A 26,673-nucleotide genomic window follows, 5' to 3' on the forward strand; every position below is an offset into this window, starting at 1 on the left:
TCATGCACACGGTATGGGTGATTGGTGGCGGAATCGTTCTGCTCGGGTTGTTTCTACTCTTTGGACATCTATGGGGCAGTGGCCCCACCGCACTGCCCATGGCAGCGAAGGCCTTCCTTCCGCTCTGGCTGGTTCTGTCTGTCGTCAATTTGTGGGTGGGCGTGACCAAGGCCGGTTATTCAGTGCGTGACGAGCTGCCGATGCTGGTGGTGGTTTTTGCACTGCCAGCCATCGTTGCCGGTGTCGTGATCTGGCGCCTGACGCGATAGGGCCAAAGCCTGGCGGGCTCGTGGAGCCGTGGGTGCCTGTCTTTACGCCGAAGCGGGGCGTTCCGATGCAACATCGCCGGCACGTCCACTGGCAAGGTCAGGCGGTTTTCACCGCTGAATGACTTCCTGCCCATGCTGCCCAACGGAGTAGCGCGTATAGATGCTCCACCGCATCCGCCCGGAGCAGCCCGTGAAACAGATCATTCTGATCTTTGCGCTGCTGTTTGCGCCGCTTGCGCGAGCTCAGTCAGAAGGACTTGCCACCTTCATCGACACGTATGCGCAAGCGCACCGGTTCAATGGCGAAATCCTGGTACAGAAGCCCGGCCAGCCATTGCTTGTGCAGAGTTTTGGCCTGGCCAATATCGCGCTCAAGGTACCCAACGCCAGGCAGACGCGATTCAAGATAGCGTCCATCACCAAGCTGTTTACCTCGGTGTTGATCATGCAGCTCTACGAGCAAGGCAAGCTCGACCTGGATCGGCCATTCAAGACCTATTTGCCTGGCTACACGGGGCCGGCCGCGGATCAGGTGACCATTCATCAGCTGCTTGATCACACCTCGGGCTTGCCCAATATCGACAACGTCAAGGACGCTGCCGACGCCATTGCACACGGTCTGCCGGTGTATCAAACGCCCTATACGAGCGATCAGCTGCTGAGCAAGTTCTGCAGCAGCGCATTGGTCAATGTCCCGGGCAAAGTATTCGACTACAACAATGCCGACTACATTGTGCTTGGCAAGATCATCGAGCACATCGAGGGTCAACCTTTTGACCAGGTACTGAAGACGCGCATTTTGCAGCCTTTGCAATTGACGAACACCGGCATGCTGCGTCAATCGGAAATTGTCGATGGGCTGGCCGATACGTATTTCTATCGCGATGACCTGAAGATGCTGGCCAATGATTTACCCGTGTATCCGGAAAACTGGTATGCGGCGGGGGCCATGTACTCCACGGCCGATGACCTGCTCGGGTTTACCAACGCATTGTTCGGACTGAAGCTGATCAAACAAACCACGCTCGACGCCATGTTGAAGCCAGGCCTCGACGATTACGCCTTCGGCGTATGGTCGTACGAGACCAAGGTCAACGGAAAGGCACATCCGGTCATGAAGCGTCCCGGGCGCATCATGGGTGCTCAGACCCAGCTGTTTCACGTACGAGACCAAAACATCACCATCGTGATCCTCAGCAACACTGGCACCACCGATCTGGACGAATTTGTCGCAGCCATCGCCAAACGTGCCATCGACTAGCGCGCGCCAGAGGTTTCGAATCGCTCACGCATCCGGGCGGCCATGACGGCGTTTCGTCGCGACATCGGTGCCTGGCAGGCTGGGCAGGGTGCGTCGACCCTGGGCTGGTATGCGTACCAGCCAATCGCGAAAACTTTCGGCCAGTGGCCTGAGGATGTTCGTCACGCCTGTGCTATATCTCCGCGCGGGGAGGGCACGAAGCATGGCTTGGCGCAGGCGTTCATGGCAGCGCCGGGAGCCCGCTTTCGCCCGGGTCGCTGAATCCGCTGGGGAGAGTTGATCTGGCTATGCCTGTTTCGGGGTTCGCTCATTGGCAGCTATGCCGTCGGTGCCTGGTCGCGATGGTGGTCTCATCGCTGATGGCCGGTTGCGCCGTCGGGCCCGATTTCAAGCGGCCCGCCGCGCCCGAGGTAAGCGAATACACCAGCCATCCGGTCGCCAGCACGGTCGCGACCGAGCATGTGGCTGGCGGCGAGGCACAGCGCTTTGCGACGGGCGGCGATATCCCCGGGGACTGGTGGACGCTGTTCCACTCCAAAGCGCTCAACGAGCTGATTGAGCAGTCCCTGGCCAACAACCACGACTTGAAGGCGGCGCAAGCGGCGTTGTCGGTGGCCAGGGAAAATGTGCTGGCGCAACGCGGCAGCTACTACCCCAGCGTGGCCGCGAGCTTCTCGGCCAGCCGCCAGCGGCAGTCGGGCACCATCTCGCCGACGCCCAACTCGGACACCTTCCAATACAACCTGTTCACCCCGCAGGTCAGCGTCGCTTATGCGCCCGATATTTTCGGCCTGAATCGCCGAACCGTGGAATCGGTACAGGCGCAGGAACAAGCAGTCCGCTTCCAGATGATCGCCACGCAGATCACCTTGAGCACCAATGTGGTGGCCGCCGCCGTGCAGCTCGCTGCGCTGCAGGCGCAGGTGGATGCGACGCGCGAGCTGGTGGAGATCAATACGCATATGGTGCAGATCCTGCGCGATCAATCCGCCAAGGGTTACGCCAGCGGACTGGATCTGGCCGCGCAGGAATCGCAGCTGGCGCAAACCAACGCCACGCTGCCGCCGCTGCTCAAGCAGCTGGCGCAGCAGCGTGATCTGCTCGCCGTGCTGGTGGGCCAGTTCCCGAGTCAGGCATCGGAGCAGTCTTTCGATCTGGCCAAGCTGCAGTTGCCGCAGGAGCTTCCGGTGAGCCTGCCCTCGACGCTCGTGGCGCAGCGCCCCGACGTGCTCCAGGCCGAGGCCAACATGCATGCAGCCAGTGCGCAGATCGGCGTCGCCACTGCCAACCGCCTGCCCAATATCGTGTTGAGCGCCAACACCGGCAGCACCGCACTGGCGATGAATCAATTGTTCAAGTCGGGCACGGGTTTCTGGGGCATTGGTGCGGATATCACGGCGCCGATCTTCCAGGGCGGTACCTTGTTGCACCAGGAGCGCGCCGCCAAGGCAGCCTACGTGCAGGCAGCCGAGCAATATCGCAGCACGGTGATGACCGCCTTCCAGAACGTCGCCGACTCGCTGGTGGCACTGGACCAGGATGCAGCGGGACTGAAGGCGGCGGCGGCGGCCGAGCAAGCCGCCAAGCGCACGCTGGACTTGTCGCAGCGCCAGTGGAAGGCCGGCTACGCGGACTATCTGTCGTTGTTGAATGCAGAACAGACCTATCAGCAGGCGCGAATCAATCTGGTGCAAGCCCAGGCCAATCGCTATGCCGACACGGCGGCGCTGTTTCAGGCGCTCGGTGGCGGCTGGTGGAATCGCGCGGATCTAGCCCAGGACAAAAATGAAAAATAATGCGTTTCGGGGAGCGCCATCACCGTGGCGCGGGACAGCATGCGCTCGCCTCTCCACCATCGCCCTGCTGCTCGCGGCTAGTGGGCTGGCCTCTGGTTGTTCCAGCAAGACGGATGACAGCGCACCGGCGGCCTCGATCACGCCCACCAATGTCACCCTGACGCCCGATCAGCGCAAACACGTCCGCCTCGCCAGCGTCGAGCGATCCCAATATCAGCGAACGATCGAAGCCACCGGTTCGGTGGATTTCAACAACGAGCAGGCCACGGCCGTGCTCGCGCCGTTCTCCGGTCCAGTCACACGGCTGCTGGTCGACATCGGTGATCACGTCAACAAAGGTGATCCGCTCGCCCTGGTGGATTCGCCGGATTTCGCCGCGGCGATCACGGCGTATCGCAAGGCGCTGACGACCGCGCACACGGCGCGCCGCCTCGCCGACCTGGAAAAAGACCTGGTCGACCATCAAGGTGTCGCCAAGCGCGAAGAAGATCAGGCGCAGGCCGATGCCGCCAATGCCGACGCGGATGCGGACGCTGCCTTGAAAGCGCTGGTTGCGCTCAATGTCGACCCGAAGGTCATCAAGGCCGTCGAGCAGGGCCAATCCATCGCGCCTGTCGGCGGCGTGATCCGCTCACCGATCGCCGGCACCGTGGTGGATCGGCAGATCTCGCCCGGCCAGCTGCTTCAGGCCGGCACTACACCGTGTTTCACGGTGGCAGATATGTCGCGCGTATGGGTGATGGCGCAGGTCGCCGATTCCGACGTCGCCTCGGTGAACGTGGGCGATCCCGCCGACGTGAGCACCGGCGTTGACCCGAAGCACCTGACGGGCACAGTCACCAAAATCTCGGCGCTGGTGAATTCGGACACGCGGCTGGTGCCAGCGCGCGTGGTCGTCGACAACCCGCAAGGCGCGCTGAAGAAGCAGGCCTACGTCGCCGTGCAAATCCACTCGCGTCAGCCCACCAGCGGCTTGCTCGTGCCGGTGTCGGCACTGCTGCGCGACGATGAAAACCTGCCGTTCGTCTACGTGGCCCAGCCAGACGGCAGCTACGCAAGGCGATCCGTGACCCTGGGGCATCGCACCGGCGACCAGTTCGATATTCCCGCCGGCCTGAAGGCGGGCGAGCAGGTCGTGGTAGATGGCGGCATCTTCGTGCAGTTCATGCAAAACCAATGAGCGACCAACTTCCTCCCGCCGTGTCGCCGTCGCGAACGACGTCGATGATGAACCGGATCGTGTCCGCGTCGCTGGGCCAGCCGTTTCTCGTGATCCTGATGACGCTGCTGTTGACGGGAGCGGGCGCCCATTCGCTGCGGCGCTTGCCGGTGGATGCGTATCCCGACCTCTCCCCGCCCATCGTGGAAATCATCACGCAGTGGCCAGGACACACCGCCGAGGAAGTGGAGCGGCTGATCACCGTGCCGGTCGAGCTGGGCATGAACGGCGTGCCCAAGACCACCACGACGCGCTCGATTTCGCTCTACGGCTTGTCCGACGTGATCCTCACTTACGAGACGGGCACGGACAACAACTTCGCTCGCCAGGAGGTATTCAATCGACTCGGCGACCTGAGCCTGCCCAGCGGCGTGACGCCCTCGGTATCGCCACTGTCGGCGCCATCGGGGCTGATTTATCGCTACGTCTTGCAGAGCACCGATCGCTCGCCGATGGAGCTGAAGACACTCGAGGACTGGACGGTCGAGCCGCAGTACAGATCCGTGCCCGGTGTGGCGGACGATTCGGGATTCGGCGGCGGCACCATGCAATATCAGGTGTTGCTGGACCAGACCAAGATTGCCGCGGTCGGCCTGTCAGCCGTGCAGGTGGAAGCCGCACTCGCCGCCAACAACGCCAACGCAGGCGGCGGTTTCTACTCGCAGGGCGGCCAGTTCTATTACGTGCGTGGTGCGGGCCGTGTCGAAACGCTGGAGGACATCGGCAACGTGGTGGTCGCGGTGCACGACGGCGTCCCGGTGCTGGTGAAGGATGTGGGACGCGTCGTCATCGGCATCGCGCCGCGCCTGGGCGAGTTCGGCTACGAGAAGCAGGACGATGCCGTGGAAGGCGTGATCCTGTTGCGTACCGGCGAAAAAACGCAGGACGTGCTCAAGCGGGTCGAGGCAAAAACCAGACAACTCAACGACGAGATCCTGCCCAAGGACGTGAAAGTCGTTCCGTTCTACGACCGCACCGATCTGATCACGCTGACCACCAAGATCGTGGAAGAGAACCTGCTTCGCGGCATGCTGCTGGTCGTCGTCATCCTGATCTTCTTTCTTTACGATTTCCGCGCGGGCCTGATCGTCGCCACGACCATTCCGCTGGCACTGTTGTTCGCCTTTATCTGCCTGGACCTGCAGGGCGCCTCGGCCAACCTGTTGTCGATCGGCGCAGTGGACTTCGGCATCCTGGTCGACGCAGCTGTGGTGATGGTGGAAAACATCTTCCGCCAGATCGCCGAGCACCGCGGCACGCCGCTCAATGTGAAGGAGATCATCCGCGACGCTGCCGCTGAGGTTGATCGTCCGCTGTTCTATGCGGTGGCAGTGATCGTGGTCAGTTTCCTGCCGATCTATGTCTTGTCCGGGCCCTCGGGTACGTTGTTCAAGCCGATGGCCGACACCATGATTTTCGCGCTGATCGGCTCGCTGGTGATCACGCTGACCCTGCTGCCGGTGCTGTGCGCGGTGTTCATGCGCAAAGGTGTGCAGGAGCGGCGCAGCCGCGTGTTCGAGGCGATCAAGTCGGTGTACGTGAAGGGCCTCGACTTTTGCCTTGCCCGTCCGTGGGGCACGGCGATCGCGTCGGCCATCGTGCTCGCCCTTTCGCTGCTGCTGATACCGCGCATCGGTGCGGAGTTCATGCCGCAGCTGGACGAAGGCGCGCTCTGGGTGCGCGCCACCATGCCTTACACCATCTCCTTCGAGGAAGCGTCGAAGATCACGCCCCAGGTGCGGCAGGTGCTGCGATCGTTTCCCGAAGTCACCACCGTGGCCTCGGAACTGGGTCGCCCCGATGACGGCACCGATTCCACCGGCTTCTTCAACGTCGAGTTCTACGTGGGCCTGAAGCCCTATTCGCAGTGGACCGGGACGTATCGCAACAAGGCCGCCCTGATCGAGGCCATCAACAAGAAATTGCAGGCCTTCCCCGGCATCATTTTCAACTACACGCAACCGGCCGAAGATGCGGTGGACGAAGCGGAGACCGGGCTGAAAAGTGCGCTGGCGGTGAAGGTCTTCGGCTCCGATCTCAACACGCTGGAACAGAAAGGCAAGAGCATCAAGCAGGTGCTTGAACACGTGCGCGGCATCCGTGACGTGACCCTGGTGCAGGAGCTGGGCCAGCCCAGCCTGAGCATCAACGTCGACCGCGCGAAAATCGCCCGCTACGGCTTGAACGTGTCCGACATCAACGGCGTGATCGAAACGGCGATCGGTGGCGACGTGGCCACCCAGGTAGTGCAGGGCGAACGGCAGTTCGATCTGGTCGTTCGACTCGAGCAGCAATATCGGGACAACCCCGAGGAGATCAGGAACATCCTGGTGACCACGCCGGCCGGACAGCAGATTCCGCTCAAGGAGTTTGCCGATATCCGCGAAACCAATGGTGCGTCCTTCATCTATCGCGAAAACAATTCGCGCTATATCGGCGTGCAGTTCTCGGTCGATGGCCGCGATCTGGCTGGCGCCGTGGAAGACGCCATTCAACAGGTCAACGGCAAGGTCAAGCTGCCGCAGGGCTATCGCCTCGACTGGGGCGGCGAGTACACCGAGTACACCGCCTCGCGTGCGCAGTTGAATGTCATCCTGCCGCTGACGCTGGCCTTGATCTTCCTGCTGCTGTTCACGCTGTACAGCAACTTCAAGTTTCCGTTCATCACCGTGCTGGGCGTGCTGCTGTCGGCGCCAGTGGGCGGCATCGTTGCGCTGTGGATTACGGGTACACCATTCTCGGTGTCCTCGGGCATCGGTTTTCTGGCGTTGTTTGGCGTGTCGGTGCAGACCGCGGTGGTCTACATCTCCTACGTCAACGAACTTCGCCGCGGCGGAACCAGTCTCACTGATGCCATCCGCGAGGGTGCGATCCTGCGCTTGCGTCCGATCATGATGACGGCCCTGGTCGCCGCGCTAGGCCTGCTGCCTGCAGCGCTCGCCACCGGCGTTGGCACAGATACACAACGACCGTTCGCCCTGGTGATCGTCAGCGGCCTGTTCACGCGACTGTTGATCAGCGTATTCCTCATGCCCGTGCTGTACGCCCTGGTCGCACGACCGGATGACAGGCTTGAAGTGTGAGGTCGCTGCCATGCCGGCGCACCCATTGAGATTCACGTGCTGCTTGTCAGGCACGTTCAAATCACCATCGATAACCCTTCATGATCAGGAGTACACCCCATGCAGACACGCATACAAGGCACGGTGATGCCGGTGCTGGAAGTTCGGCTGGAGCCTAACGACAGCATCTTCGCCGAGAGCGGCGAGCTTTCCTGGATGACGGCGTCGATCCAGATGACCACGCATACCCAGATGGGCGGCGGCGGTGGCCTGATGGGCATGTTCAAGCGCGTGGTCGGCGGCGGCAGCTTGTTCATGACCGAGTACCGTGCCGTGCAGTCGCCCGGCGAGGTGGCTTTTGCCACCAAGGTGCCGGGACATATCGTGCCGGTATCGGTGAGCCCGGGTAATGAGTACCTGGTGCACCGCCATGGTTTTCTTTGCGCCACGCCGGAGGTGACCATCGGCGTCGGCTTTCAGCAGTCGCTGGGTGCAGGCATCTTTGGCGGCGACGGCTTCAGGCTGCAGAGGATTGGCGGCTCCGGTACGGCGTGGCTTGAACTGTCGGGCGAACTCATTCGCAAGGACCTCGCACCCGGCGAGACGCTGCGCGTTCACCCCGGCCACGTGGGTGCGTTCCAGGCGTCGGTCAGTTTTCAGATCACCACCGTGCCGGGCATCAAGAACGCCATCTTTGGCGGCGACGGCATCTTTCTGGCGGCGCTGACCGGCCCCGGCACGGTGTGGTTGCAGACGCTGCCCATCTCCCGCCTGGCGCATCAGATTGCCGAATACATGCCCAGTAGCGAGGGCGGTGGTGGGCGTGCGGCCATCGGCGGTGGATTGCTTGGCGGCATCGTGGGTTCGCTGTTGAGTGGCGACGACAACTGATCGGTAGGCCCGACACAGTGGCGCTCGATGCAAGTCGCACCGAGCGCCCCAATGGCTATACCGATTTCACTTCACCGCCGTCCATGCGCAGCATGGATCCCGTCATCCATCGGGCTGCCGGCGACACCAGGAACGCCATCAGTTCGGCGATTTCCTCCGGCGTGCCGTAACGGGCGATGCCAGCCTCGCGCGGGAAGCGTTCCATCGCTTCGTCCACGGTCATGTTGTGCAGCGGGGCCCAGTGCTCCAGGTAGGAGCGGCGGCGACCGGTCATCACCGGGCCCGGCAACACGCTGTTCACCTGCACGCCATCGGCAATGCCGCGATCGGAGAATGCCTTCGACAGTGCGGCAATGGCGGCGTTGATGGTGCCCACCGCGGCGTAGGGCGCCTTGGGGAAAATGGCCGAGTTGCCTGAGGTGAACACCACGGAGCCATTGGATTGCTTCAACGCCTCCCACGCTTCGATGGTGAGGCGCCGTGCACCGTGCAGCTTCAATGCCATGCCGTCGTCCCATTGTTCGTCGGTCATCTCGAACAGGTCGATCTGTGGCACCGCGCCTGCGATGTTGAGCAGGGCATCGATGCGGCCGAAGGTCGACAGCGTCTGCTTGACGACGCCTTTGGCGGCGGTTTTCTCTGCAAGGTCGAGGTCGATGATCAAGGTCTTGGCGCCCAGGGCTTCGACGGTCGCCGCCGTTTCAGCTAGGTGTTCGCGATTTCTCGCAACCAGCACGAGAGCCTCGAAATCCTTGGCCAATCGAATGGCGGTGGCCTGGCCGATGCCTTGACTGGCCCCGGTGACGAGCGCGGTTTTCAGCGACATGATGTGCTCCTGGCGTCAGTGTTCCCACGCCATCTCAGGCGAAGAAGCTGCGGATGGCCTGGGCGATCTCGCGCGCATGGGTTTCCAGCGCGAAATGGCCCGTCTCGAAAAAGCTCACCTGTGCCTGCGGGATATCGCGCTTGAATGCCTCGGCGCCCGGCGGCAGGAAGAACGGATCGTGGTTGCCCCACACTGCCAGGAAGCGCGGCTGGTGCTGGCGGAAATACGCCTGGAAAGTGGGGTAGAGCGCCACATTGCTCTGGTAGTCGAGGAACAGATCCAGTTGCACGTCGTGAGCGCCTTCGCGTGCCAGGTAGTAGTTGTCCAGCGCGATGCCATCGGGCGACACCAGCGACTCATCCGGCACGCCATGGGTGTACTGCCAGCGCGTGCTCTCCGGTGCAAGAAAGGCGCGCAAGGCGTCGCGGTTCGCCGCGTTCGGGTTTTCCCAGTACGCACGAATGGGATTCCAGCCCTCGCTCAAGCCTTCCACGTAGGCATTGCCATTCTGCGAGATGATGCCGGTGATGCGTTCGGGATGTTTCACCGCGAGACGAAAGCCCGTGGGCGCGCCGTAGTCGAATACATAGACGGCGTAGCGGTCGAAGCCGATCACTTCGGTGAAGCGATCGATCACGTCAGCGAGATGATCGAAGGTGTACTTGAACTGCTCGCGCGGCGGCATGTCCGACAGGCCGAAGCCCGGCAGATCGGGAGCAACGATATGGAAGTCGTCGCTGAGCAGGGGAATCAGATCGCGAAACATATGGCCCGAGCTCGGGAATCCATGCAGCAGCAGCAGCTTGGGCTTACCCGGCGTGCCTGCTTCACGATAGAAAATATTGAAGCCGTCGGCAGACGCGGTGCGATAGTGAATGTGTGACATGGCAATGCTCCTTCGATAGAGGTGACGTTGCAGCGGGGGATGGCATCAAGGCGCCAGATGAGTCGTTGGGTGATTCGTCGGGGAGTCAGGCGGTGTGTCGCACGGCATCGGCGATCAGTTCCGCGACCGGCAACGGCGCCGTGACGCTGGGCAGGTGATCGACGGGAAGAATCGTGGTGTGCGCATGCATGCGCTCGGCCATGAAGCGCTGCGTTTTCTCGGGAATCATGTGGTCGTGCTGCGCCACCAGATACCAGGCCGGCACGTTCTTCCATAGCGGTCGTCCCGCCGGCACGGTAATCGCCGCTGGCGAGATGGGGCGCTGCGACGCGGCCAGCGCCTGTTGTTGTTGCGCCGTGGCGTGCTGCGCGAACGCGGTGGCAAACGCCTCCGCCGGCAACCAGAACAGGCCGTCCTGACCCGGAGCCAGCGCGGGTGCCTTGTCGTCGTGCGGATAGCGGTTGAACACCTCCGCGACCGTCTCGCCCTCGTCCGGCGCCAGGCCGGCGATATAGACCAGCGCTGCCACTTTGGGGCTCTGGGTAGCGGCGATCACCGCACCCGCATAGGCGTGCCCCACCAGTACGACCGGCCCGGGGATGCGCTCGAGCACGTCGTCCAATGCCGCGACATCGCCGGCCAGGGACAGCAGGGGCAAACTCACCGTAACCGTATCAATGTGCTTTGAGCGGAGTAGTTTGACCACCCCGTCCCAGCTGGACGGATCCGCCCAGGCCCCGTGAACCAGCACTACCGTCTTTGCTGTCGCGTTCATTTGTGCCCACTCCCATGAGGTTTGATGACGAAGAAACCTGAACTGCTGGCTTGAGATTTAAGTAACCGCCTCAACTTCGATTTGGAGGTTATGATCGTCAATGTAACTTGTCAAGTGCTTTTTAGCCGGTTACCTTTGGCCGCAGGAGAACCCCATGTCACAGCCCATGCCCGCTCTATTCCTGGCCGATTCGCTCGGACTGGATTTCCTCAACTCCGTGGCCACGCCGGTGGACACGCCGGTCGATTGGCTGGCAGACGGCGAAGGACTGTTGCGTTGGCTCGCGCAGGCGCAGCTGGTGCCCGCTGAGGTGTTGCGGTCGGCGCGTGAGCGCGCGATCCCCGGGGAGATCGATCGGCTGGCCGGGCAGGCGAGGGCGCTGCGGGAGTGGTTCCGTGGCTTTGTTCGCCAGCACAAGGGGCGTGCGTTGCAGCCCGCCGATCTGGCGGCGCTTGAGCCGCTCAATAGCCTGCTCAAGCGCGACGAGCGCTACAGCGAAATCGTTGCCGGGTCGCATGGCGAGTCGATGGTGTTCACGCTCGCGCAGCAGCGGCGCTGGAATTCATCCGACGCCTTGCTGCTGCCGATTGCCGAAGCGATGGCGCGCCTGGTCTGCGATGAAGACTTTGCCCACGTGAAAGCTTGCGAAGGCCCCACCTGCACCTTGCTCTTTGCGGACCACACCCGCGGTCATGCCCGTCGCTGGTGCAGCATGGCGCTGTGCGGCAACCGCGCGAAACAGGCCGCGCATCGGCTTCGTCAGAAGTCTTCAGCGGGAGCTGCGTAGTCGCCTCAGCGTCACGTTGAGCGGCAAGATGGCCTGCCTTGGCCAGGCCATCGGTTTCACGCGAAACTTTGGGAGTTTGTGAAACCGCCGCGTGGTGGTAATAAGGCCGGGCCCTTATCGCCGAGCGTCACCATGCACGACCTCCCGCCGTTCCATCTCGCCTTTCCAGTCACCTCGCTGGCGAACGCACGCGCGTTCTACGGCCAGTTGCTCGGTTGTCCCGAAGGCCGATCCAGTGACAGCTGGGTGGATTTCGATTTCTACGGCCATCAGATCGTGGCCCATCTGGCGCCCGAAGAGACGCGCGCCGCCAGCGCGCACGACGTGGATGGCGACGACGTGCCGGTGCGCCACTTTGGGGTCGTGCTGTCGATGGACGACTGGCAGTCGCTCGCCGAGCGCCTGGAAGCCAGCGGAACGCGCTTTGTCGTGGCGCCGCACATCCGCTTCAAAGGCCAGCCCGGCGAGCAGGCGACCCTGTTCCTGCTTGATCCCTGCGGCAATGCACTGGAGTTCAAGGCCTTCGCTGATCGCTCGCAGTTGTTCGCCCGATGAAGCCCGAAGACCTGCAGCGGCTGGTCACCATGAGCATGCCCTATGGCAAATACCAGGGCCGCCTTATTGCCGACCTGCCTGGCGCCTATCTTGCCTGGTATGCCCGCAAGGGGTTTCCGCCCGGCGATCTGGGCAACTTGCTCGCGCTGGCGCTGGAGCTCGATCACAACGGCCTCAAGCCCCTGCTCGATCCGCTGAGGAAACCGCGGCGGGACCGCTGAGCCACGCGTCCGCCGCATTAGTTGCAGCGCAAACTTGTTGGCCCGCGGAATGTTATTGCGCAGACAACGAAATCCACACTTGAGCCACACCGAGGCTTGCGGCTGACTTGGTGTAACCTGAACCAGTCGGGGCGCGGCGACGGAGGTCGACCCAATGACTGCAGAGACCGCCTCTGCTGCGTGGATTGCGTTCGGTACGGTCGAGATCGATACCCTGGGCCATCGCTTGTTTGTCGATGGCGAAGAGGTCGGGCTCGAGCGCAAGGCGTTCGCCGTGCTCGTGCTGTTGGCACGAGAGCCTGGCCGTGTGCTGAGCCGGGATGAAATTCTCGACGAGGTCTGGGGCCATAGCCACGTCACACCCGGCGTACTCAGCCGCGTCATCGCGATGTTGCGTCATGCGCTCGGCGAGAGCGGTGACGAAAGCCGCTATCTGCACACCGTGCATGGCGTCGGCTTTCGCCTCGATGCCCAAGTGCGGTCAGCCGCATCGCGTGAAGAGCTGATGGTGGACAGGCCATTGCCGGCCTCCGCGCTTGCGTTCGTACCGCCCCGCACCAGCGACGCCGGTGCGCCACCGGTTGCGACGGATGCGAGTCCGGCAGCACCTGAGGGGACTGATAAGCCACGTCGATTTGGCCGGCTAGTTGTCGTCGCGGTCGCGGTGCTGCTCGTCGCGGCGGCCCTGCTGTTCGGCGGCCATCAAATCGCGCGTCGTCCCGCAGACGCGTCGGCGGCGGTCGATCTCAAATCCGTTGCAGTGCTTCCCTTTGAGAATCTAAGCACCGATCAAGGCAACGCCTACTTCGCCAGCGGCATGCAAGACATGATCCTGACCGAGCTGGTGGGCATCGGCGGGCTCAAGGTGATCTCGCGCACCTCGACCGAAAAGTACCCGAGCCATCCGGAAGACGTGAAAACCATCGCACGCGAACTGGGCGTGGCGACCTTGCTCGAGGGCACGGTGCAGAAGGTTGGCGATCAGGTGCTCATCAACGTGCAGTTGATCGATGCAGCCAGCGGCAATCATCTCTGGGCGAAAGCCTATACACGCACGCTGGACGATGTCTTCAATGTGGAAGGCGAAGTCGCGCAGAACGTAGCGGAGGCGCTGAAGGTACGGTTGACCTCGGCTGAGACGGCGCGCATCGATGCCGCGCCAACCTCCAACGCGGCAGCCTACGATCTGTATCTGCAGGCCGGTGCGCATGCCAACCGCGCCTACGATGATCCCGTGCTGTCATCGACCGAGTTGCCCGTGGCGATCTCGCTGTATCAGCAGGCCTTGGAAAAGGATCCGCACTTCGCACTGGCCGCCGCCGCGCTGGCGCGCGCCAACATGCAGATGTATTTCTTCGGACCCGATCGCACGAATGAGCGACTGGTCGAAGCGAAGACTGCCGCCGATCGCGCCCTGACGCTGCAGCCGAAACTGGGGCAGGGACATTACGCACTGGGCCTGTATCACTACTGGGGGCATCGGGATTACGTCGCTGCCACCAACCAGCTTGAGCTGGCCCGGCAGGCCTTGCCCAACAGCGCCACGGTTGAACTGCTTATCGCCGCAGTTGCCAGGCGGCAGGGACGCTGGGACGAGGCGGTGTCGCTCTTTCGCTCGGCCACTGTGCTCGATCCCCATAGCGAATTTGCGTTCAACCAGCTTGGCGTGACTTATCAGAGCATGCATCGCTATGCGGATGCCGACCGGGCTTATGCCTCCGCTCTCGCATTGAGTCGCAATCCTGCCGGTGCGCGTGTGACGCTGGCCTTCAATACGCTGATGTGGAAGGGCGATCTGGCCCCGCTGCGTGCCGCGCTGGCAGCGCTGTCGCCGGGGAGCAACGCCTACGCCGGCAACGTCATGGGCATGTATTTCGAGCGTTCGCTGGCACGCGATTATGCCGGGGCGATCAAGATCGCCGAGGCGGACAAGAACGAGGACTGGGACGATCCGGACAATATTGTCTTGCCACGGCGCCTGTATATCGCCTGGGCCGCGCAGTCGGCCGGAGACACGGCCAAGGCGACCGCGGGATATACCGCGGTGGCTGAGAAAGCGCGCGCCGCCCTTGTCGAGCGACCGGAAGACCCGGATCTGCATCTCGCCCTGGGATTTGCCTATGCCGGCCTCGGGAAAAAGGCCGAAGCCGTCGCGGAGGGCGAGCGTGCCGTCGCCTTGATGCCGGTCACCAAGGATGTCCTTACCGGCGCGGACATGCTTGCCTGCCAGGCGCAGCTCTATATGCGAGTGGGCCAGCACGACCAGGCCATCGCCTTGCTCGATCGCGTGCTGTCGATGCCGACGGGCGGCATTTTGTCGGGTGCGTCGCTGCGGGTCGATCCGATCTGGGATCCACTGCGCGATGAGCCAGGCTTCAAGGCGCTGCTGCAGAAGTATCCGAGCGGCTAGCCAACAGGCGTGGCGCAATCGTATGAAACGTCGGCCTTGAACCAGACCGCCAGCATCGATGCAAGCTGCATTTAACTTGCGTCGTCACGTTATCGATCAAGCTCTGACAACCTAAGTCGCAAACCGCGGCACCTATCTGTCTCCAGGCAACGAGGAAATGACATGAGCAAGGGTATGGATTCAAAGAAAAGCGACAAAAAGAAGCCGGCCAAGACCATGAAGGAAAAGAAGGCGGCCAAAGAGGAAAAGAAGCGAGCCGCCAAGTAGAACCTCGCCATCGCAACCTTTCCGTATCACCGCTGCCTCGACGCGGGGCTCACTGCGTCGAGCGCCGTCGTTTGACCCGGAGTGGCTCCGTTGAGGGGCGGATGCGGAATCATCACCTTAGTCAGGACAAGTCATGATCGCGAAGACCGCAAGCGGATGGGTGGCGGCTGTTGTATGGCTGATCGCCGGTGCATCGGCCGCTCAGGCGCAGGAAGCAGTACCTGCTGCACTGCAGCCGCCCGCCGGCTATACCGTGGCATTCACGGCCAAGGCCACCGGCGTTCAGATCTACACCAGCACGATCGAAACGGGCTCGCCACCGAAATGGACTTTTGAAGCACCGCTGGCCGAACTGACGGCTCCCGGCGGCGTGATTCATCACTACGCCGGCCCCTCATGGGAGGCCGCCGACGGCAGCAAGATCGTGCGCGACAAGGATGCGCCGGTTGCCACCGTACCCGCGAAACAGCCCAACGCGGATATTCCGTGGCTGCTCATCAAGGTGACGCCTAACGCCACGCCCGGCATCTTGAGCAAGGTGGCCTATGTTCAGCGCGTTTCAACCGCCGGCGGCGCCGCACCCTCCGCACCGCCCGCCAACGCCGGCACCAAGGTCGGCGTTCCGTACACGGCAACCTATGTGTTTTACGTCAAATCAAATTGATGTCCAGTGCGGCGTTGTTCCTGCGGGTTGATCCTGGACCCGTTGCGTAACAGCCGCAGGCCACGCGAGGGCAACCAGGATGCGCTTTCGACATGCCGGAACTCCTTAAACTGTCGTCTTTCGATCTGATGCAGATAACGTAGGCCGAGCTTCCATGGCAAGGAGCAAGGGTCCATGAAGAGGTGGTCACCAACCGGCGGTGTCTTCGCTATCGTGTTTCTCGCATTCGCGATCCGATGCCTGGTTTCCATCGGGCGCGGCGATGGCGATCCGCTGTGGATACTTCAGTTTCTGACGTTGCCAGTTTCTTACTTGCTGGTCTTTCTCAGTGGTCACGTCCACGCCCTTTTCAATTTGTCCGACGACGTCGTGGGGTGCTCGGCCGCCATACTGGACGTCCTTTGGGGAGTGCTGATGTACTACTTCTTTGGATGGCTTCTGGAGCGGCCGCTAAGGCGCTAGCCATTGGCCCCATGGGCCGGTGCTAGTCCGCTTTCCGATCTGCTTCGAACCGGATGCGGATGATTCGTCGCCCGAACACAGGTGATTTCCAACGCTCGATGCGCGCCTGGATTGGCGGGCATCGACTATGGCGCCTGGTGCGGCTGTTGAGCCGGCAAGTCCTTCATATCCGAAGTGACCATCGGTTCGGCAGGTCTGAGCCACATGGCAAAGAAATGACCTACGCGCTCCTTGTAGCGATCTGCGCCATATCGAAAAAGGTCGACATGCTGGGCGCCATTGACGACCCACAACGCTTTAGGGTCGGCAGCCGCGGCGTACATCGCCATGGATTCATCAAGGTGCGTGTGACGGTCTGAACTTCCCACGATGAGGAGCTTTGGCACGTCAACCTTGGCAATGTGGTCAATCGGCCGCAGCTGCTCTGCCTTGATGCCGGTTCTCCAGGCGAGTGACTTCAGCAGCAGGGGTGACAGCCAGGCCCCTCCTTTCAGATGGATCAGGAGACGGTCGTACACGGCTTTATCGATGCTGGGATAGACCTGCTCCAACACCATGGCATCGACGTGCAACGGTGGGCTCGCCAACAAGCTGGCCGCGCCTCCCATGGAAGTCCCAATGACGCCGATACGTTCAAGCGGCAGCCGTGAACGCAAATAGGTAACGGCGGAGACGGCGTCGTCTGATTCACGCAGCCCAAAAGTAATCCACTGGCCGGAGCTTTCCCCCGCAGCCTGGAAATCAATCAAAAGCACGGAATATCCAAGCTCATGGAGCCACCTCGCCCGTGGCAGCATCGCCAGTCGGTTGGCGCGCACGCCGTGGAGTAGCAGGACGGCGCCGCGACCGGGCGTGCCGGCTACGAACCATCCGCGCAGCGTCGCTCCCGAAAGGCTTTGGATAATTATGCTTTCGAACGGGAGGTCAGTCGGCGCTGCGCCGATGGACTCCCTTTGCGGCGAGATGAGCATGCCCTCCGCCATCCATGCTGCGGATGCCACCAGCAAAGCCAGTGCGATGCATCCGCAGGCCGCGATTCGTCTCCATCGGCGTATGGCCATAGCGCTCTCTTCGCAGCTGATGTGGTCGGCGGATTGCCAAACCACAGGCTAGCGCGCACCTATGCATAAATCGGGCGTTCCCAAGGCCGCAAATCTGGCGGGCCAGAAAGTGGCGTTTCCCGGAAAAAGCGTCCGCCGCTGACCCAGGGCGGAGCTGACTCAATCAGTAGCAGATCGAAGGACCAAGCCTTCGCCATCAGCGCGCTCGCAACGCGTTCATTTATGTGCCGCCGATTTCGGTGACAGGCAAAGGCACTCCTTTGTGCCGCCGCCGATCGCGCAGGACAAGAAACGGGCGCTCGACGAGATAGTGCAAAAGAGCTGCTGCCGTGATGGCCACGAGCAGGCAGCACGCGAAGGTGATGATGCCGCGGTGATTGAGGTCATCCGGAAGATGCCTTGAAGCCAGCTTGAGCATCGCCTTGTGGCTCAGGTAGATGCTGTAGGAGGTGGTCGCAACCCAGGCGGTACCGGGCAACCTGATTCTAGCGAGGAGGCTGGCGGGACTTGCGGCGGCGGCAACGATCAGGGCGATGCCTGCTGACAGTATCGGGAAACCGAAGACGCAGGCTGCGAAGGTGAGGATGTCCCGGAAAATCCAGGCTGCGAACAAGACCAAGGCCAATCCAAGAAGCGCGAGCATATTGGGGCGTCGTTGCAGGCGCTCCCATTGCGATGCCCGGTAGACGCTCAGGATCGCCAGGCCAACGCCGCACAGCAATCCATCCAGGCGTGCGTAGGTGGGGTAGTAGATGAGCTCCATATAGCGTCGCCCGTCCATCTCCCACACACCACTGCCGCCTGCGGCAGGCGTTGCGGATTGCCACCAGGCGAATGCGCGCCACGCGATGCCTGCCAGCATCAGGCCAAGCATCACGATCGTCACGTGCTTCGCTCGCAAGCGGTGCGCCATGGCAAGCACCGCGATCGGGAAGATGAGATAGAAGTGTTCTTCCACGCACAGTGACCAGGCCGATGAGAACGCGTGCAGCACACGCTGGTCGACAAACAGGTTCATGGTGAAGGTGAGGAACTGCCAGAGCGGCTGGATCGCCGTTTGCTCCCGCAGGTTGGGCACCAAGAAATAGAGCGCCACTACAGTCAAATAGGCAGGAACAATGCGGTAGGCCCGCTGCCGGTAAAAAGCCCGCAGGTCCACTCCATCACCGCGCTTGTGGCGAAGGAGAACCTGTCGGCCAATCAGGTACCCGCTGAGGACGAAGAACAAGTCAACGCCCATCCAGCCGTATTCCTCGATCCATCCAAATCCGTAGCCCATGCCGCCGACAATCCATGCATGCGTGCAAAGGACCGACACGATCGCGACAGCGCGCAGCAGATCCAGGCCTGGTAGACGATGCATGGGGTTCTTCCCTGAAATGGCGGGGAAGCATAGCTACTTTTCAAGCGGGCCTGCGGCTGGGTCTTAGTGCACGCATCTCAGGATGCCGTGGTTGCCCGTCAACCCAGAATTGTCGTGGCGCATTGCGGAGGATGGGGCCGTTGGGCAAGCTGGGAACGCCAGCTGCCGCGCCGAAGCGGACTATTCCCCGTGAGCAATGGATGGAGATGACGACGATGGATCGAGCCGAGAAGAAGTGTCTTGACGACATCGAAAAGTACGGCTGCCACATCATCCATGTGTTTGAGGAAGGTGAGTTGCCGCCTTTCAGCTATTCCGTTGGCTTGGAACGCTCCATAGGGCGCCCGGAGCTGATCATCATCGGCCTGCGGAGAGAGTTGGCTCACTATATGATCAATGAGTACTGCGCCTGAGCGCGTGCTGGCGAGAAGTTCAGTCCTGGGATGCGTGCTCAAGGTTTCCTGGATGACTTCGACTGCGAGTTCCGCACGGTGAGTCCAATCCACTACGAGCAATACACGGGCTGGGATATCTGGCTCTATGGAGGAACCAACTTTCGACTCCTCCAACTCGTATACCCATCCACCACGGGCGCCTGGCCTTGGGATGAAGACAGTGGTGAGGCGTTTCAGGCCTGGCAACCTGTGCTTGAAACCTAGCGCTATGTCAAAGTCCGCTTCCCGCCCAGAGCGGACGCGGTGCTTGAGGCTTCCAGGGGCCAGGAAAGGGCGCGACTGATGCCGAATTTCCTGGGCTTATGCGTTTCCCGCCCGGGTGGGCAAGTTTGGGTCTCTGTCCCGACGAACTCGTTGCGCGAGAGAAGCGCATGCACGCCCACATGGGGGTGGTCTTCTTTCAGCAGCACCTGTGAAAGGTGCAGCGCGAAGCGAAGCGCCATGACCGTCACTCCGAAAAGGATGGCCGAAGGCGGCTGACATCCGCCTTCGGCATCCGATCTGGTCTTGCTTAGTGTGTAGCGGTATTGAAGCCGGGTGTGGCGGTGATGAAGCTGCTTGCCGCCTGGATGTCGATGCTGCCCCAACCAGTGGCGTTGTCGCGACCGGCGACGGCGGAGTAGTAGCCGTTGTTGCCCGTCGTTACGTCGTGGAACGGAAACTGGCTGGCGTAGGCATACAGCGCCGGGGCGGCGAAGCCCAGGCCATTGTTGTTCGCCGATTCAAGTCGTGCCCACACGCCGACAAAAAGCGGGGATGCCAGGCTGGTGCCGCCGTTCAAGTAATAACCGGACTGGCTGATGCCCGAGGTTGAGCTCGCCGTGAAGTAGACGATGATCGGCGAGTTGGTCCAGTCCGCGTCAAAGGCCACGTCCGGCACGGTGCGATGTGCATAACCGCTCGGCTGCCAGCTCGGCGTGGCTTCCGATGCACTCACGCCGCCACCGCTGTACGGCCAGGAGGCCTCCGAGACGTAGCTGTCAGTTGAGGAGGTGTTGAGCGTGGTGCCGCCCACGGCAACCACGTACGGCGAGCTCGCCGGGTAGTTCACCGAAAGCTGCGTGGTGCTGCCATAGGCGCCGTTCTCCGGCGCACTGCCATTGAGCGGGCAAGGATAGGAACCGTTGTCGCCGGTGGCGGCCGAGAAAGTCTGTCCCTGGGTGACGCCCAGCGCGAAGGCCGAATCGGCAAAGCCCGGCGCGCCATCGCACTCCGGAAGACCCCACGACATGTTGAGGACCTTCGCGCTGTTGTCGCTTACGGCTCGGTTGATCACCTGCAGCAGTCCGCTGTTGGAGGCGCCACTCGATCCCGTGCGCGAGCTGTAGGTGCCGCCGTCCGTATAGAAGATCAGCTTCTGAAGGCTGCCGGCTGCGCCAACGATCGCCTGCGCGTCCATGCCCCACTCGCCCTGGCCGCTGTCGTCCTTGCTGGTTGTGGTGACGGTCGACACGATCGAGGTCGGCACCGCGGTAATTCCCTGGCCGCTTTCGAACTTGGTCAGGTCGGTCTGCGCATTGGTCATGCTGCCCCAGCCAAGCACCGCCACGGTTGTATTGCTGGCCGTCGCGGTCGTGCCTGCGTCATAGACGGTCGCAAACTCCTGCGGGTAATAGGCATGGGCTGCCGAATTGCCCGTCGTCGACACCACCGTATAAGCGGGCTTGATCTGCGATCCGGGCACCGAGAAAACGCGGGCCTGATGCAGGGTGTTGAAGCCCAGTACCTGATCCACGGTCTGGCTCAGCGCCGCCGGCACCTGCACGTCGCTGGTGTTGGCAATGCCATCCTTGCCGTGGCGCGTGTAATGGCCGATCGCTGTCCGGAAAGCATTGCGTGCTGCGCCAACGGTGCCATCGGCGGTGACCAGCAAGCGGTTCGGCGCGATCTCGATGTTGGTGAAACCCTGCTGCGCGAGATAGTCCGCAACGGACTTGGCTTGCTCCTGAGTGGGCGCAAAGAGCTCGGTACTGTCCTTGCTGCTCAGGAACTGATGATAGGACGGGCTGCCCTGACGGAAGAGTTCTCGCGTGAAATCCTGAAGAACGTCCTGGTTACGCAGCTTCAGCGACACGGTGATCGACACTGGCTCCTGATCGGCGGCATAGCCCTGAAAGGCGGCGTCGCCGGTATAGGGAACGTGGGTGCGGGTAACAGTCCACGACGACGCGTCGGCGCCAAACGCGGATTGCGCCACAAGGGCGCCCTGGATGCCGAGCGTCAATGCCAAAAGGCTCATCACGCGTCCGCCGATGAACAGGCGCGAGCCGCCTTTGCTTTCGTTTTTCATGCGCAAGAACTCCCCAATGATTGGATGACAGGCCCACATGGGCCGATGCAGCCAAAAAACGCAAACACAAACCCGGGCCATGGCGATGTGCGAAATCGCCTTGGCTGCGCTGTGGAATACGGAATGCAAGAGAAGGCAGTACGGCTGCCTCGACCTCTATGCGCTGGCTGTCCTTTTTTTATAGGGAAGTCGCGTCACTGGAAGTGTGACTACGTTCTCGTTGCGTGGCGCAAGAATATGCTGACGCGTGCCTGTCGTCGGCGTCGATGGCTGCACTCTCACATGGCCATCCAGATGGCCATCTGATTTTTGCAGGATACCTGCCATCGCTGGTACCAAGCGCCGATGCCCGTATGGACTGGGGCATCTGCGCAACCGCAGTGCCCTTGCTTGCACCGTTGCGGCGACTGGCGAATAGCATCGGCGTAGCGTTCCCTGCCGTGCGAGATCCAAGTCTCCACGCGCAACTCGGGTGCGGTGCTATTCATTGGGTGCGCGTAACACATGGAGCACGCCGTCGAATCTCTGCGGGCCCGCCGTTGGCCATTCGCACGACAAAGCAAGCGATGCCGCCCAGTACGGGCGCCAAGGCGGGCGGGCAGCCGAGCCGTCGGCCAGCAACGAGCACTAGCGCACCCAGCAACGCTGCGCTTGCATAGATGTTCGCAACCAGCACCATGGGCACCCGCAGCTTCTGGGACGGATTCATCTGGGAGTTGCTCTTGTGGGGAGTATTGGCCTATGTATTCCTACGGATGTTGGCTCACCTGGAGTGACTGATCACGTTGCGGCTGTTGGGCTCGTGTGACATCCACACACCATGTCCGAGGGCTGGGTCTGGGAAATCCGGCACAGCGTGCACTCGGCCCGGCTTTGCGACCATTGTTTTGATGCTTTCTACTTCTCGACAAAAGCGCGCTCGATAACGTAGTCCCCCGCTTGGCCGACACGCGGGCTGATCGTGAAGCCGCGAGCATCGAGCAGGTCGCGTGTGTCCTTGAGCATTGCCGGGCTGCCGCAGATCATCGCGCGGTCGGTTTCCGGGCTGAGCGGGGCCAGGCCGATGTCCTGGAAAAGTTGGCCGGACTCGACGAGGTCGGTCAGGCGCCCACGGTTGCGGTACGGTTCGCGCGTGACGGTCGGGTAATAAATCAGCTTCTCGGCGATCATCTCACCGAGCCATTCGTGCCGCGGCAGTTCCCTGGTCAGATAGTCCTGGTAGGCCAGTTCGCTCACGGTGCGCACGCCGTGCAGCAGTATCACCTTCTCAAATTTTTCGTAGGTCTCGACGTCGCGAACGATGCTCATGAAGGGTGCCAGGCCCGTGCCAGTGGCGAACAGGTAGAGGTTCTTGCCGGGCAGAAGATCCCTGATGACCAGCGTACCCGTGGACTTCTTACTGACGAGGATGTCGTTGCCCGGACGCAGGTGCTGCAGGCGCGAGGTCAGTGGGCCGTTGGGCACCTTGATGCTCAGAAACTCGAGGTCTTCCTCGTAGTTGGCGCTGGCAATCGAGTACGCACGCATCAGCGGCGCCCCCTCAATCTGGAGGCCGATCATCGCGAAGTGGCCATTATCGAAGCGCAGCGCCTCGTCCCGTGTCGTCGTGAAGGAAAACAGCGTTTCGTTCCAATGACGAACGCTCAGGACCCTTTCAGTAGTGAAGGCAGTCATCTTGATGGGCGTCGTTGATGAGGTGGCGTTGAGTCGTTTTTTGCCATGGCGGGCGCCATCGTGGCGACCACGCCAAGGCGACTGCACCGAGGCATAGCGTGTTGTCCGGTCATGACGATGCGCCATGCTGCTCTGCTGTTTCAGTTGCTGGCGAGGTAGTCGAGAACGCACGCATGAAGTTGCCAAGCCAGACTCGCCTGGCAATCGCGGGGCGCAGCAGTGATGACGGCGGCATCATCAGGTTCACGACTTTCAAAAACGTTGTCGCCAGCGTGCTGTCTTCCATCGCGGCAAGATGAAGCTTGTCGATGTACCAGTTGATAAAGCGCAGCATTGGCGTGCGCGCGCCCTTGACTCGCTGATTGCGCAGGTCGCTTCCGACCGCGATGTGCCACGGAATGTCCACGATCGTCGCGGCCGCCTTGAAGAACCGGCGCGCGAGATTTTTTGTGCCCGCGCTTAGACACTGTTGCAGCATCAAGGCCTCTTGGGCAGCAACCGTCATGCCCTGGCCGTAGATAGGGTTGAAGCTGCAGAAGGCGTCACCAAACACCAGGTAGTTGCCGGGGAAGCGTGAGAGCTTTTCATACCGCCGGCGCTGGCTTTCGGCGTAGCGGTAGCGATTGAATCCACTCAGCGGCTCGCCGCGAGCGACGATGTCGTGCATCTCCATGGTCGGCAGTGTCGCCAGATAGGCGAGAAAGCCTTGATCATCGTCGGGCGCGTCATCGCCGAGAAAGCCGCCGGTGCTGATGGTCCAGCTGTCGTTCTCCTGCGCGAGCATGACGCCATTGCGCCAGTTCGGCGCACTGCCGGCGACGACGATGCCGAGCTTGCCGCCCAGATCGCCTGGGCGACGTCGATAAGTACGAGTCATGTAGCAGATGCCGATATGGACCCTCTCCTGGGCGGGAGGCAGGTAGCCCAGCTGCTGGAGCCAGGCCGCGCTCGATGAGCCGCGGCCAGTCGCATCGACGACAAGGTCCGCATGGATGGTTTCCTCCGGTTTGCCTCCGACGCGCGCGCTCACACCAATCACACTTTTGCCGGCGGCGTCAGCGACAAGGCCCCGGACAGAGCAATTCTCGGTGGCGCAAACGTTCGGCAACGCCAGCAGTCGTCGGCGCAAGTGGCCCTCGAGCACGGGGCGGCTCGCGAGCAAGCCGTCAAGGTCGCTCTTGCCGTTAGCCAGCCTGACATTGCGGCCGATCCAGATCACATCGTTCGCAACATCACCGATCAACCCGCCGCTCTGCGCCACGACCTCGGCGTTGTATCCCGGGAAGAACGCTTCGAGTACCTCGCTTCCGCGCGCCAGCAAACCGTGCGTATGGCGACCTTGCGGCACGTCCTTGCGCGGCGTGTCTGCCGCAGGAAACGCATCGCGTTCAAGCACGGTGACGGTGGTGTAGAAATCCGCCAGTGCGCGGGCGGCCAGAAGCCCACCCATGCTGGCGCCGATCACGATCGCATGCTCGCCCAGATTTTTCATGGCAATCCTCCGTTTCAATGGGTCGCGATGAATCCGGCAACCATCGCTTGCACGGAATGCTAGGATTGCCCCGTCCCCTGAGCGTCCCCTGGACGCCGTCACTGAGGGTCGCCTCGCCATGGCTCTGCTCAGCGTGCAGACGCTTGGATTTCCCGAGATACGTCGAGATGGCCGGCCATGTCCGCTGGCCTTGCGCAAAGGCCTTGCGCTGCTGGTCTACCTGGCCGAAACGAAGGGATCCGTCGGACGCGATGTCGTCGCCACGATGTTGTGGCCGGAAGGCAGCGAAGAGGTAGTGCGGGCGCGCTTGCGGCGCCTGTTGCATCACCTCCAGCGCACGCTGGGCGACGAGGTTCTCACCATCGACCGATCCACGGTGCGATGGTCGGCGACGATCGACCTGCAGGTGGATTCCCATCGATTCGAGCAAGCCTGTGACGATGGCCAGTTCGAGCGTGCGTGCGGACTCTACTGCGGTGACTTTCTTGAGGGCTTTACGCCCGGCGATTGCCCGCAGTTCGACGAGTGGGCCTTCTTTCGTCGCGAGGCCTTGCGGGGCCGGTTGATCCAGGCGCTGGAGCGGCTGGTGCAGGATAAGCATGCAGCAGGCGACTATGCGGCTGCGGCCATGCATGCTGGCCGTCTGGTCGAGTTCGACCCGCTCAGCGAAGTGTACGGCCGGCACCTCATCCGCAGCCTCTTGCTCGCGGGCGACCGGGCCACCGCCCAGCGGCATTTCGAGGCCATGCGGCAGCGCCTTCACGACGAGCTCAACGTGGCTCCCGAATGGGAGACCCGTGCGCTGCTCGATGCCGGCACAACCTTGCCCAGCGAGAGCCCGCCGTCAACGCGCTACGTCAGCGGTGACGGCGTCCATCTCGCTTTCCAGACCTACGGCACGGGCCGCTTCGATATTCTGCTGTTGCCTGGCTTTGTGTCTCACGTCGAACGGGTGTGGGAGGAGCCCCGGTGTCGGGCGTTCCTGTCGTCACTCGCCGGGATGGGTCGTCTCGTCTTGCTCGATCGCCGCGGCGTCGGGCTGTCAGACAGGGTCGGCTTCAATCCCAGTGTCGAGGCCACCGCGCAGGACATCGGCACGGTGCTCGACGCCGCCGGCAGCCGCCGGGTCGTGTTGTTCGGCGCGTCCGAGGGTGGACCTGCATGCATCAAGTTTGCCGTCGACCACCCTCATCGCGTCGCCGGACTCATTCTGTTCGCCTCGCTGGCCAAGGGTGTCGCAACGCCCGACTACGGCCACGCGCTTCAGGCCAGCCAATATGAAAGATGGCTGCAGCACCTCATCGCAGGGTGGGGTGGACCTGCGGGTATCGAAACCTTCGCGCCGAGCCTGTCAGGCGATCCGCAGGCCAGGGCCTGGTGGGCAGGCTTGCTGCGGGCTGCGTCGAGCCCGGGCGCCATCAGGGGCGTGCTCGATACGTTGCGCGATATGGATGTGCGAGACCTGTTAGGCCAAGTTGCCGTGCCGACTCTGGTGCTGCACCGTCACGACGACCGCGCGGTGCGCGTGGGCGCCGGACGGCACCTCGCCGGCCATATCGCGAAAGCGCGATTCGTTGAACTGGAAGGCGCCGATCATTGGCCCCATGCGGGCGATCAGCAACCCGTCCTGGAGAACGTCAAGCAATTTGTGGGCGGCCTTGCTGTGTAGTTGCGAACCGCGGATAACAGGACGCGAGCTTCGGCGCAGTGCAAAGGCAGCGTCCAGAACCCGCCAAATGCAGGCCCGCGGAACCTGACACAGGCGATCACCTGTGCGTCAAGTTTGACGAGCGCCGGCTTGCAACGATCAGGATGCGCAATCAGGGCGAGGGCCAATGTCTGTTTCCGGCCGATGGTGTTGAAAAAGTCGTCATTTCGCCAGTGGCTCGTCGGTCCGATGATGAGTTGGTCGGTTCCCAAGTGAAGAATCGACAGGCAAACGCTCTGGCTCTGTCATGCGGGGACCACATCGATCCCTTTGGTCACC

Annotated in this window: 21 protein-coding genes and 1 pseudogene; 13 read left to right on the forward strand and 9 right to left on the reverse strand. The window is 62.2% G+C overall.

What is annotated here, in order from left to right:
- Positions 1-2 precede the first annotated feature (2 nt).
- From AC1DE1_RS19935 to AC1DE1_RS19960, 6 genes are all read left to right on the forward strand, one after another.
- Entirely contained in the window at positions 3-269 is a 267-nt protein-coding gene (locus AC1DE1_RS19935; protein WP_441605304.1) for a hypothetical protein, read from the forward strand.
- A gap of 190 nt (positions 270-459) precedes the next feature.
- Entirely contained in the window at positions 460-1,530 is a 1,071-nt protein-coding gene (locus AC1DE1_RS19940; RefSeq protein WP_477177450.1) for a serine hydrolase domain-containing protein, read from the forward strand.
- Positions 1,531-1,871: 341 nt separating this feature from the next.
- Positions 1,872-3,326: an efflux transporter outer membrane subunit gene (locus tag AC1DE1_RS19945; protein ID WP_477177449.1), complete on the forward strand. Its 1,455-nt coding sequence runs from the start codon at positions 1,872-1,874 to the stop codon at positions 3,324-3,326.
- Positions 3,316-4,506: an efflux RND transporter periplasmic adaptor subunit gene (locus AC1DE1_RS19950; RefSeq protein WP_477177448.1), complete on the forward strand. Its 1,191-nt coding sequence runs from the start codon at positions 3,316-3,318 to the stop codon at positions 4,504-4,506. Before AC1DE1_RS19945 ends, AC1DE1_RS19950 begins: the two co-directional genes overlap by 11 nt.
- Positions 4,503-7,628 (forward strand): efflux RND transporter permease subunit, encoded by a 3,126-nt coding sequence (locus AC1DE1_RS19955; RefSeq protein WP_477177447.1) that lies wholly within the window; start codon positions 4,503-4,505, stop codon positions 7,626-7,628. The genes AC1DE1_RS19950 and AC1DE1_RS19955 overlap by 4 nt, the downstream gene beginning before the upstream one ends.
- 99 nt (positions 7,629-7,727) lie before the next feature.
- Positions 7,728-8,498, forward strand: coding sequence for a TIGR00266 family protein (locus tag AC1DE1_RS19960; RefSeq protein WP_477177446.1), 771 nt, complete (start codon positions 7,728-7,730; stop codon positions 8,496-8,498).
- Positions 8,499-8,553: 55 nt separating this feature from the next.
- On the opposite strand, the gene AC1DE1_RS19965 is transcribed toward AC1DE1_RS19960, so the two are convergent.
- The 3 genes from AC1DE1_RS19965 to AC1DE1_RS19975 all read right to left on the reverse strand — a co-directional run bounded on the left by AC1DE1_RS19965 (position 8,554) and on the right by AC1DE1_RS19975 (position 10,985).
- Positions 8,554-9,324, reverse strand: coding sequence for an SDR family oxidoreductase (locus AC1DE1_RS19965; RefSeq protein WP_477177445.1), 771 nt, complete (start codon positions 9,322-9,324; stop codon positions 8,554-8,556).
- A gap of 34 nt (positions 9,325-9,358) precedes the next feature.
- Positions 9,359-10,210 (reverse strand): alpha/beta fold hydrolase, encoded by an 852-nt coding sequence (locus AC1DE1_RS19970; protein ID WP_441611313.1) that lies wholly within the window; start codon positions 10,208-10,210, stop codon positions 9,359-9,361.
- Positions 10,211-10,295: 85 nt separating this feature from the next.
- Complete coding sequence (locus AC1DE1_RS19975; protein ID WP_477177444.1) at positions 10,296-10,985, reverse strand: alpha/beta fold hydrolase; 690 nt, start codon at positions 10,983-10,985, stop codon at positions 10,296-10,298.
- A 154-nt stretch (positions 10,986-11,139) separates the two neighbouring features.
- Here AC1DE1_RS19975 and AC1DE1_RS19980 point away from each other — a divergent pair, with 154 nt between their 5' ends.
- From AC1DE1_RS19980 to AC1DE1_RS20000, 5 genes are all read left to right on the forward strand, one after another.
- A complete protein-coding gene (locus AC1DE1_RS19980) occupies positions 11,140-11,772 on the forward strand; it encodes a CGNR zinc finger domain-containing protein (RefSeq protein WP_477177443.1) in 633 nt (210 codons plus the stop codon).
- Between the two features lie 132 nt (positions 11,773-11,904).
- A complete protein-coding gene (locus AC1DE1_RS19985) occupies positions 11,905-12,327 on the forward strand; it encodes a VOC family protein (protein ID WP_477177442.1) in 423 nt (140 codons plus the stop codon).
- Entirely contained in the window at positions 12,324-12,548 is a 225-nt protein-coding gene (locus tag AC1DE1_RS19990) for a DUF3820 family protein (RefSeq protein ID WP_046972055.1), read from the forward strand. Before AC1DE1_RS19985 ends, AC1DE1_RS19990 begins: the two co-directional genes overlap by 4 nt.
- A 154-nt stretch (positions 12,549-12,702) precedes the next feature.
- Positions 12,703-14,958 carry a winged helix-turn-helix domain-containing protein gene (locus tag AC1DE1_RS19995; RefSeq protein WP_477177441.1) on the forward strand — a complete coding sequence of 752 codons (2,256 nt, stop codon included), beginning with the start codon at positions 12,703-12,705 and terminating at the stop codon, positions 14,956-14,958.
- A 400-nt stretch (positions 14,959-15,358) separates the two neighbouring features.
- Positions 15,359-15,889: a DUF3455 domain-containing protein gene (locus tag AC1DE1_RS20000; RefSeq protein ID WP_477177440.1), complete on the forward strand. Its 531-nt coding sequence runs from the start codon at positions 15,359-15,361 to the stop codon at positions 15,887-15,889.
- Positions 15,890-16,075: 186 nt separating this feature from the next.
- Here AC1DE1_RS20000 and AC1DE1_RS20005 read toward each other — a convergent pair whose 3' ends face one another.
- From AC1DE1_RS20005 to AC1DE1_RS20015, 3 genes are all read right to left on the reverse strand, one after another.
- Positions 16,076-16,231, reverse strand: a complete 156-nt coding sequence (locus AC1DE1_RS20005; protein ID WP_441605317.1) for a hypothetical protein — start codon at positions 16,229-16,231, stop codon at positions 16,076-16,078.
- 245 nt (positions 16,232-16,476) lie between these two features.
- Positions 16,477-17,412: an alpha/beta hydrolase gene (locus AC1DE1_RS20010; RefSeq protein ID WP_477177439.1), complete on the reverse strand. Its 936-nt coding sequence runs from the start codon at positions 17,410-17,412 to the stop codon at positions 16,477-16,479.
- A 220-nt stretch (positions 17,413-17,632) separates the two neighbouring features.
- Positions 17,633-18,775, reverse strand: a complete 1,143-nt coding sequence (locus AC1DE1_RS20015) for an acyltransferase family protein (protein WP_477177438.1) — start codon at positions 18,773-18,775, stop codon at positions 17,633-17,635.
- A gap of 215 nt (positions 18,776-18,990) precedes the next feature.
- On the opposite strand from AC1DE1_RS20015, the pseudogene AC1DE1_RS20020 reads away from it, so the two are divergent.
- Positions 18,991-19,434, forward strand: a pseudogene (locus AC1DE1_RS20020) (DUF4262 domain-containing protein).
- Positions 19,435-19,741: 307 nt separating this feature from the next.
- Here AC1DE1_RS20020 and AC1DE1_RS20025 read toward each other — a convergent pair.
- From AC1DE1_RS20025 to AC1DE1_RS20035, 3 genes are all read right to left on the reverse strand, one after another.
- Positions 19,742-21,520, reverse strand: coding sequence for a S53 family peptidase (locus AC1DE1_RS20025; protein ID WP_441605321.1), 1,779 nt, complete (start codon positions 21,518-21,520; stop codon positions 19,742-19,744).
- Positions 21,521-22,417: 897 nt separating this feature from the next.
- Positions 22,418-23,194 carry a ferredoxin--NADP reductase gene (locus AC1DE1_RS20030; protein WP_477177473.1) on the reverse strand — a complete coding sequence of 259 codons (777 nt, stop codon included), beginning with the start codon at positions 23,192-23,194 and terminating at the stop codon, positions 22,418-22,420.
- Positions 23,195-23,303: 109 nt separating this feature from the next.
- Complete coding sequence (locus AC1DE1_RS20035; RefSeq protein ID WP_477179282.1) at positions 23,304-24,686, reverse strand: NAD(P)/FAD-dependent oxidoreductase; 1,383 nt, start codon at positions 24,684-24,686, stop codon at positions 23,304-23,306.
- 118 nt (positions 24,687-24,804) lie between these two features.
- Between AC1DE1_RS20035 and AC1DE1_RS20040 the strand changes: the two genes are divergently transcribed.
- Positions 24,805-26,355 (forward strand): bifunctional AfsR/SARP family transcriptional regulator/alpha/beta hydrolase, encoded by a 1,551-nt coding sequence (locus AC1DE1_RS20040; protein WP_477177436.1) that lies wholly within the window; start codon positions 24,805-24,807, stop codon positions 26,353-26,355.
- Positions 26,356-26,673: the final 318 nt, after the last annotated feature.

The organism is Dyella sp. 05T440 (genome assembly GCF_056395965.1).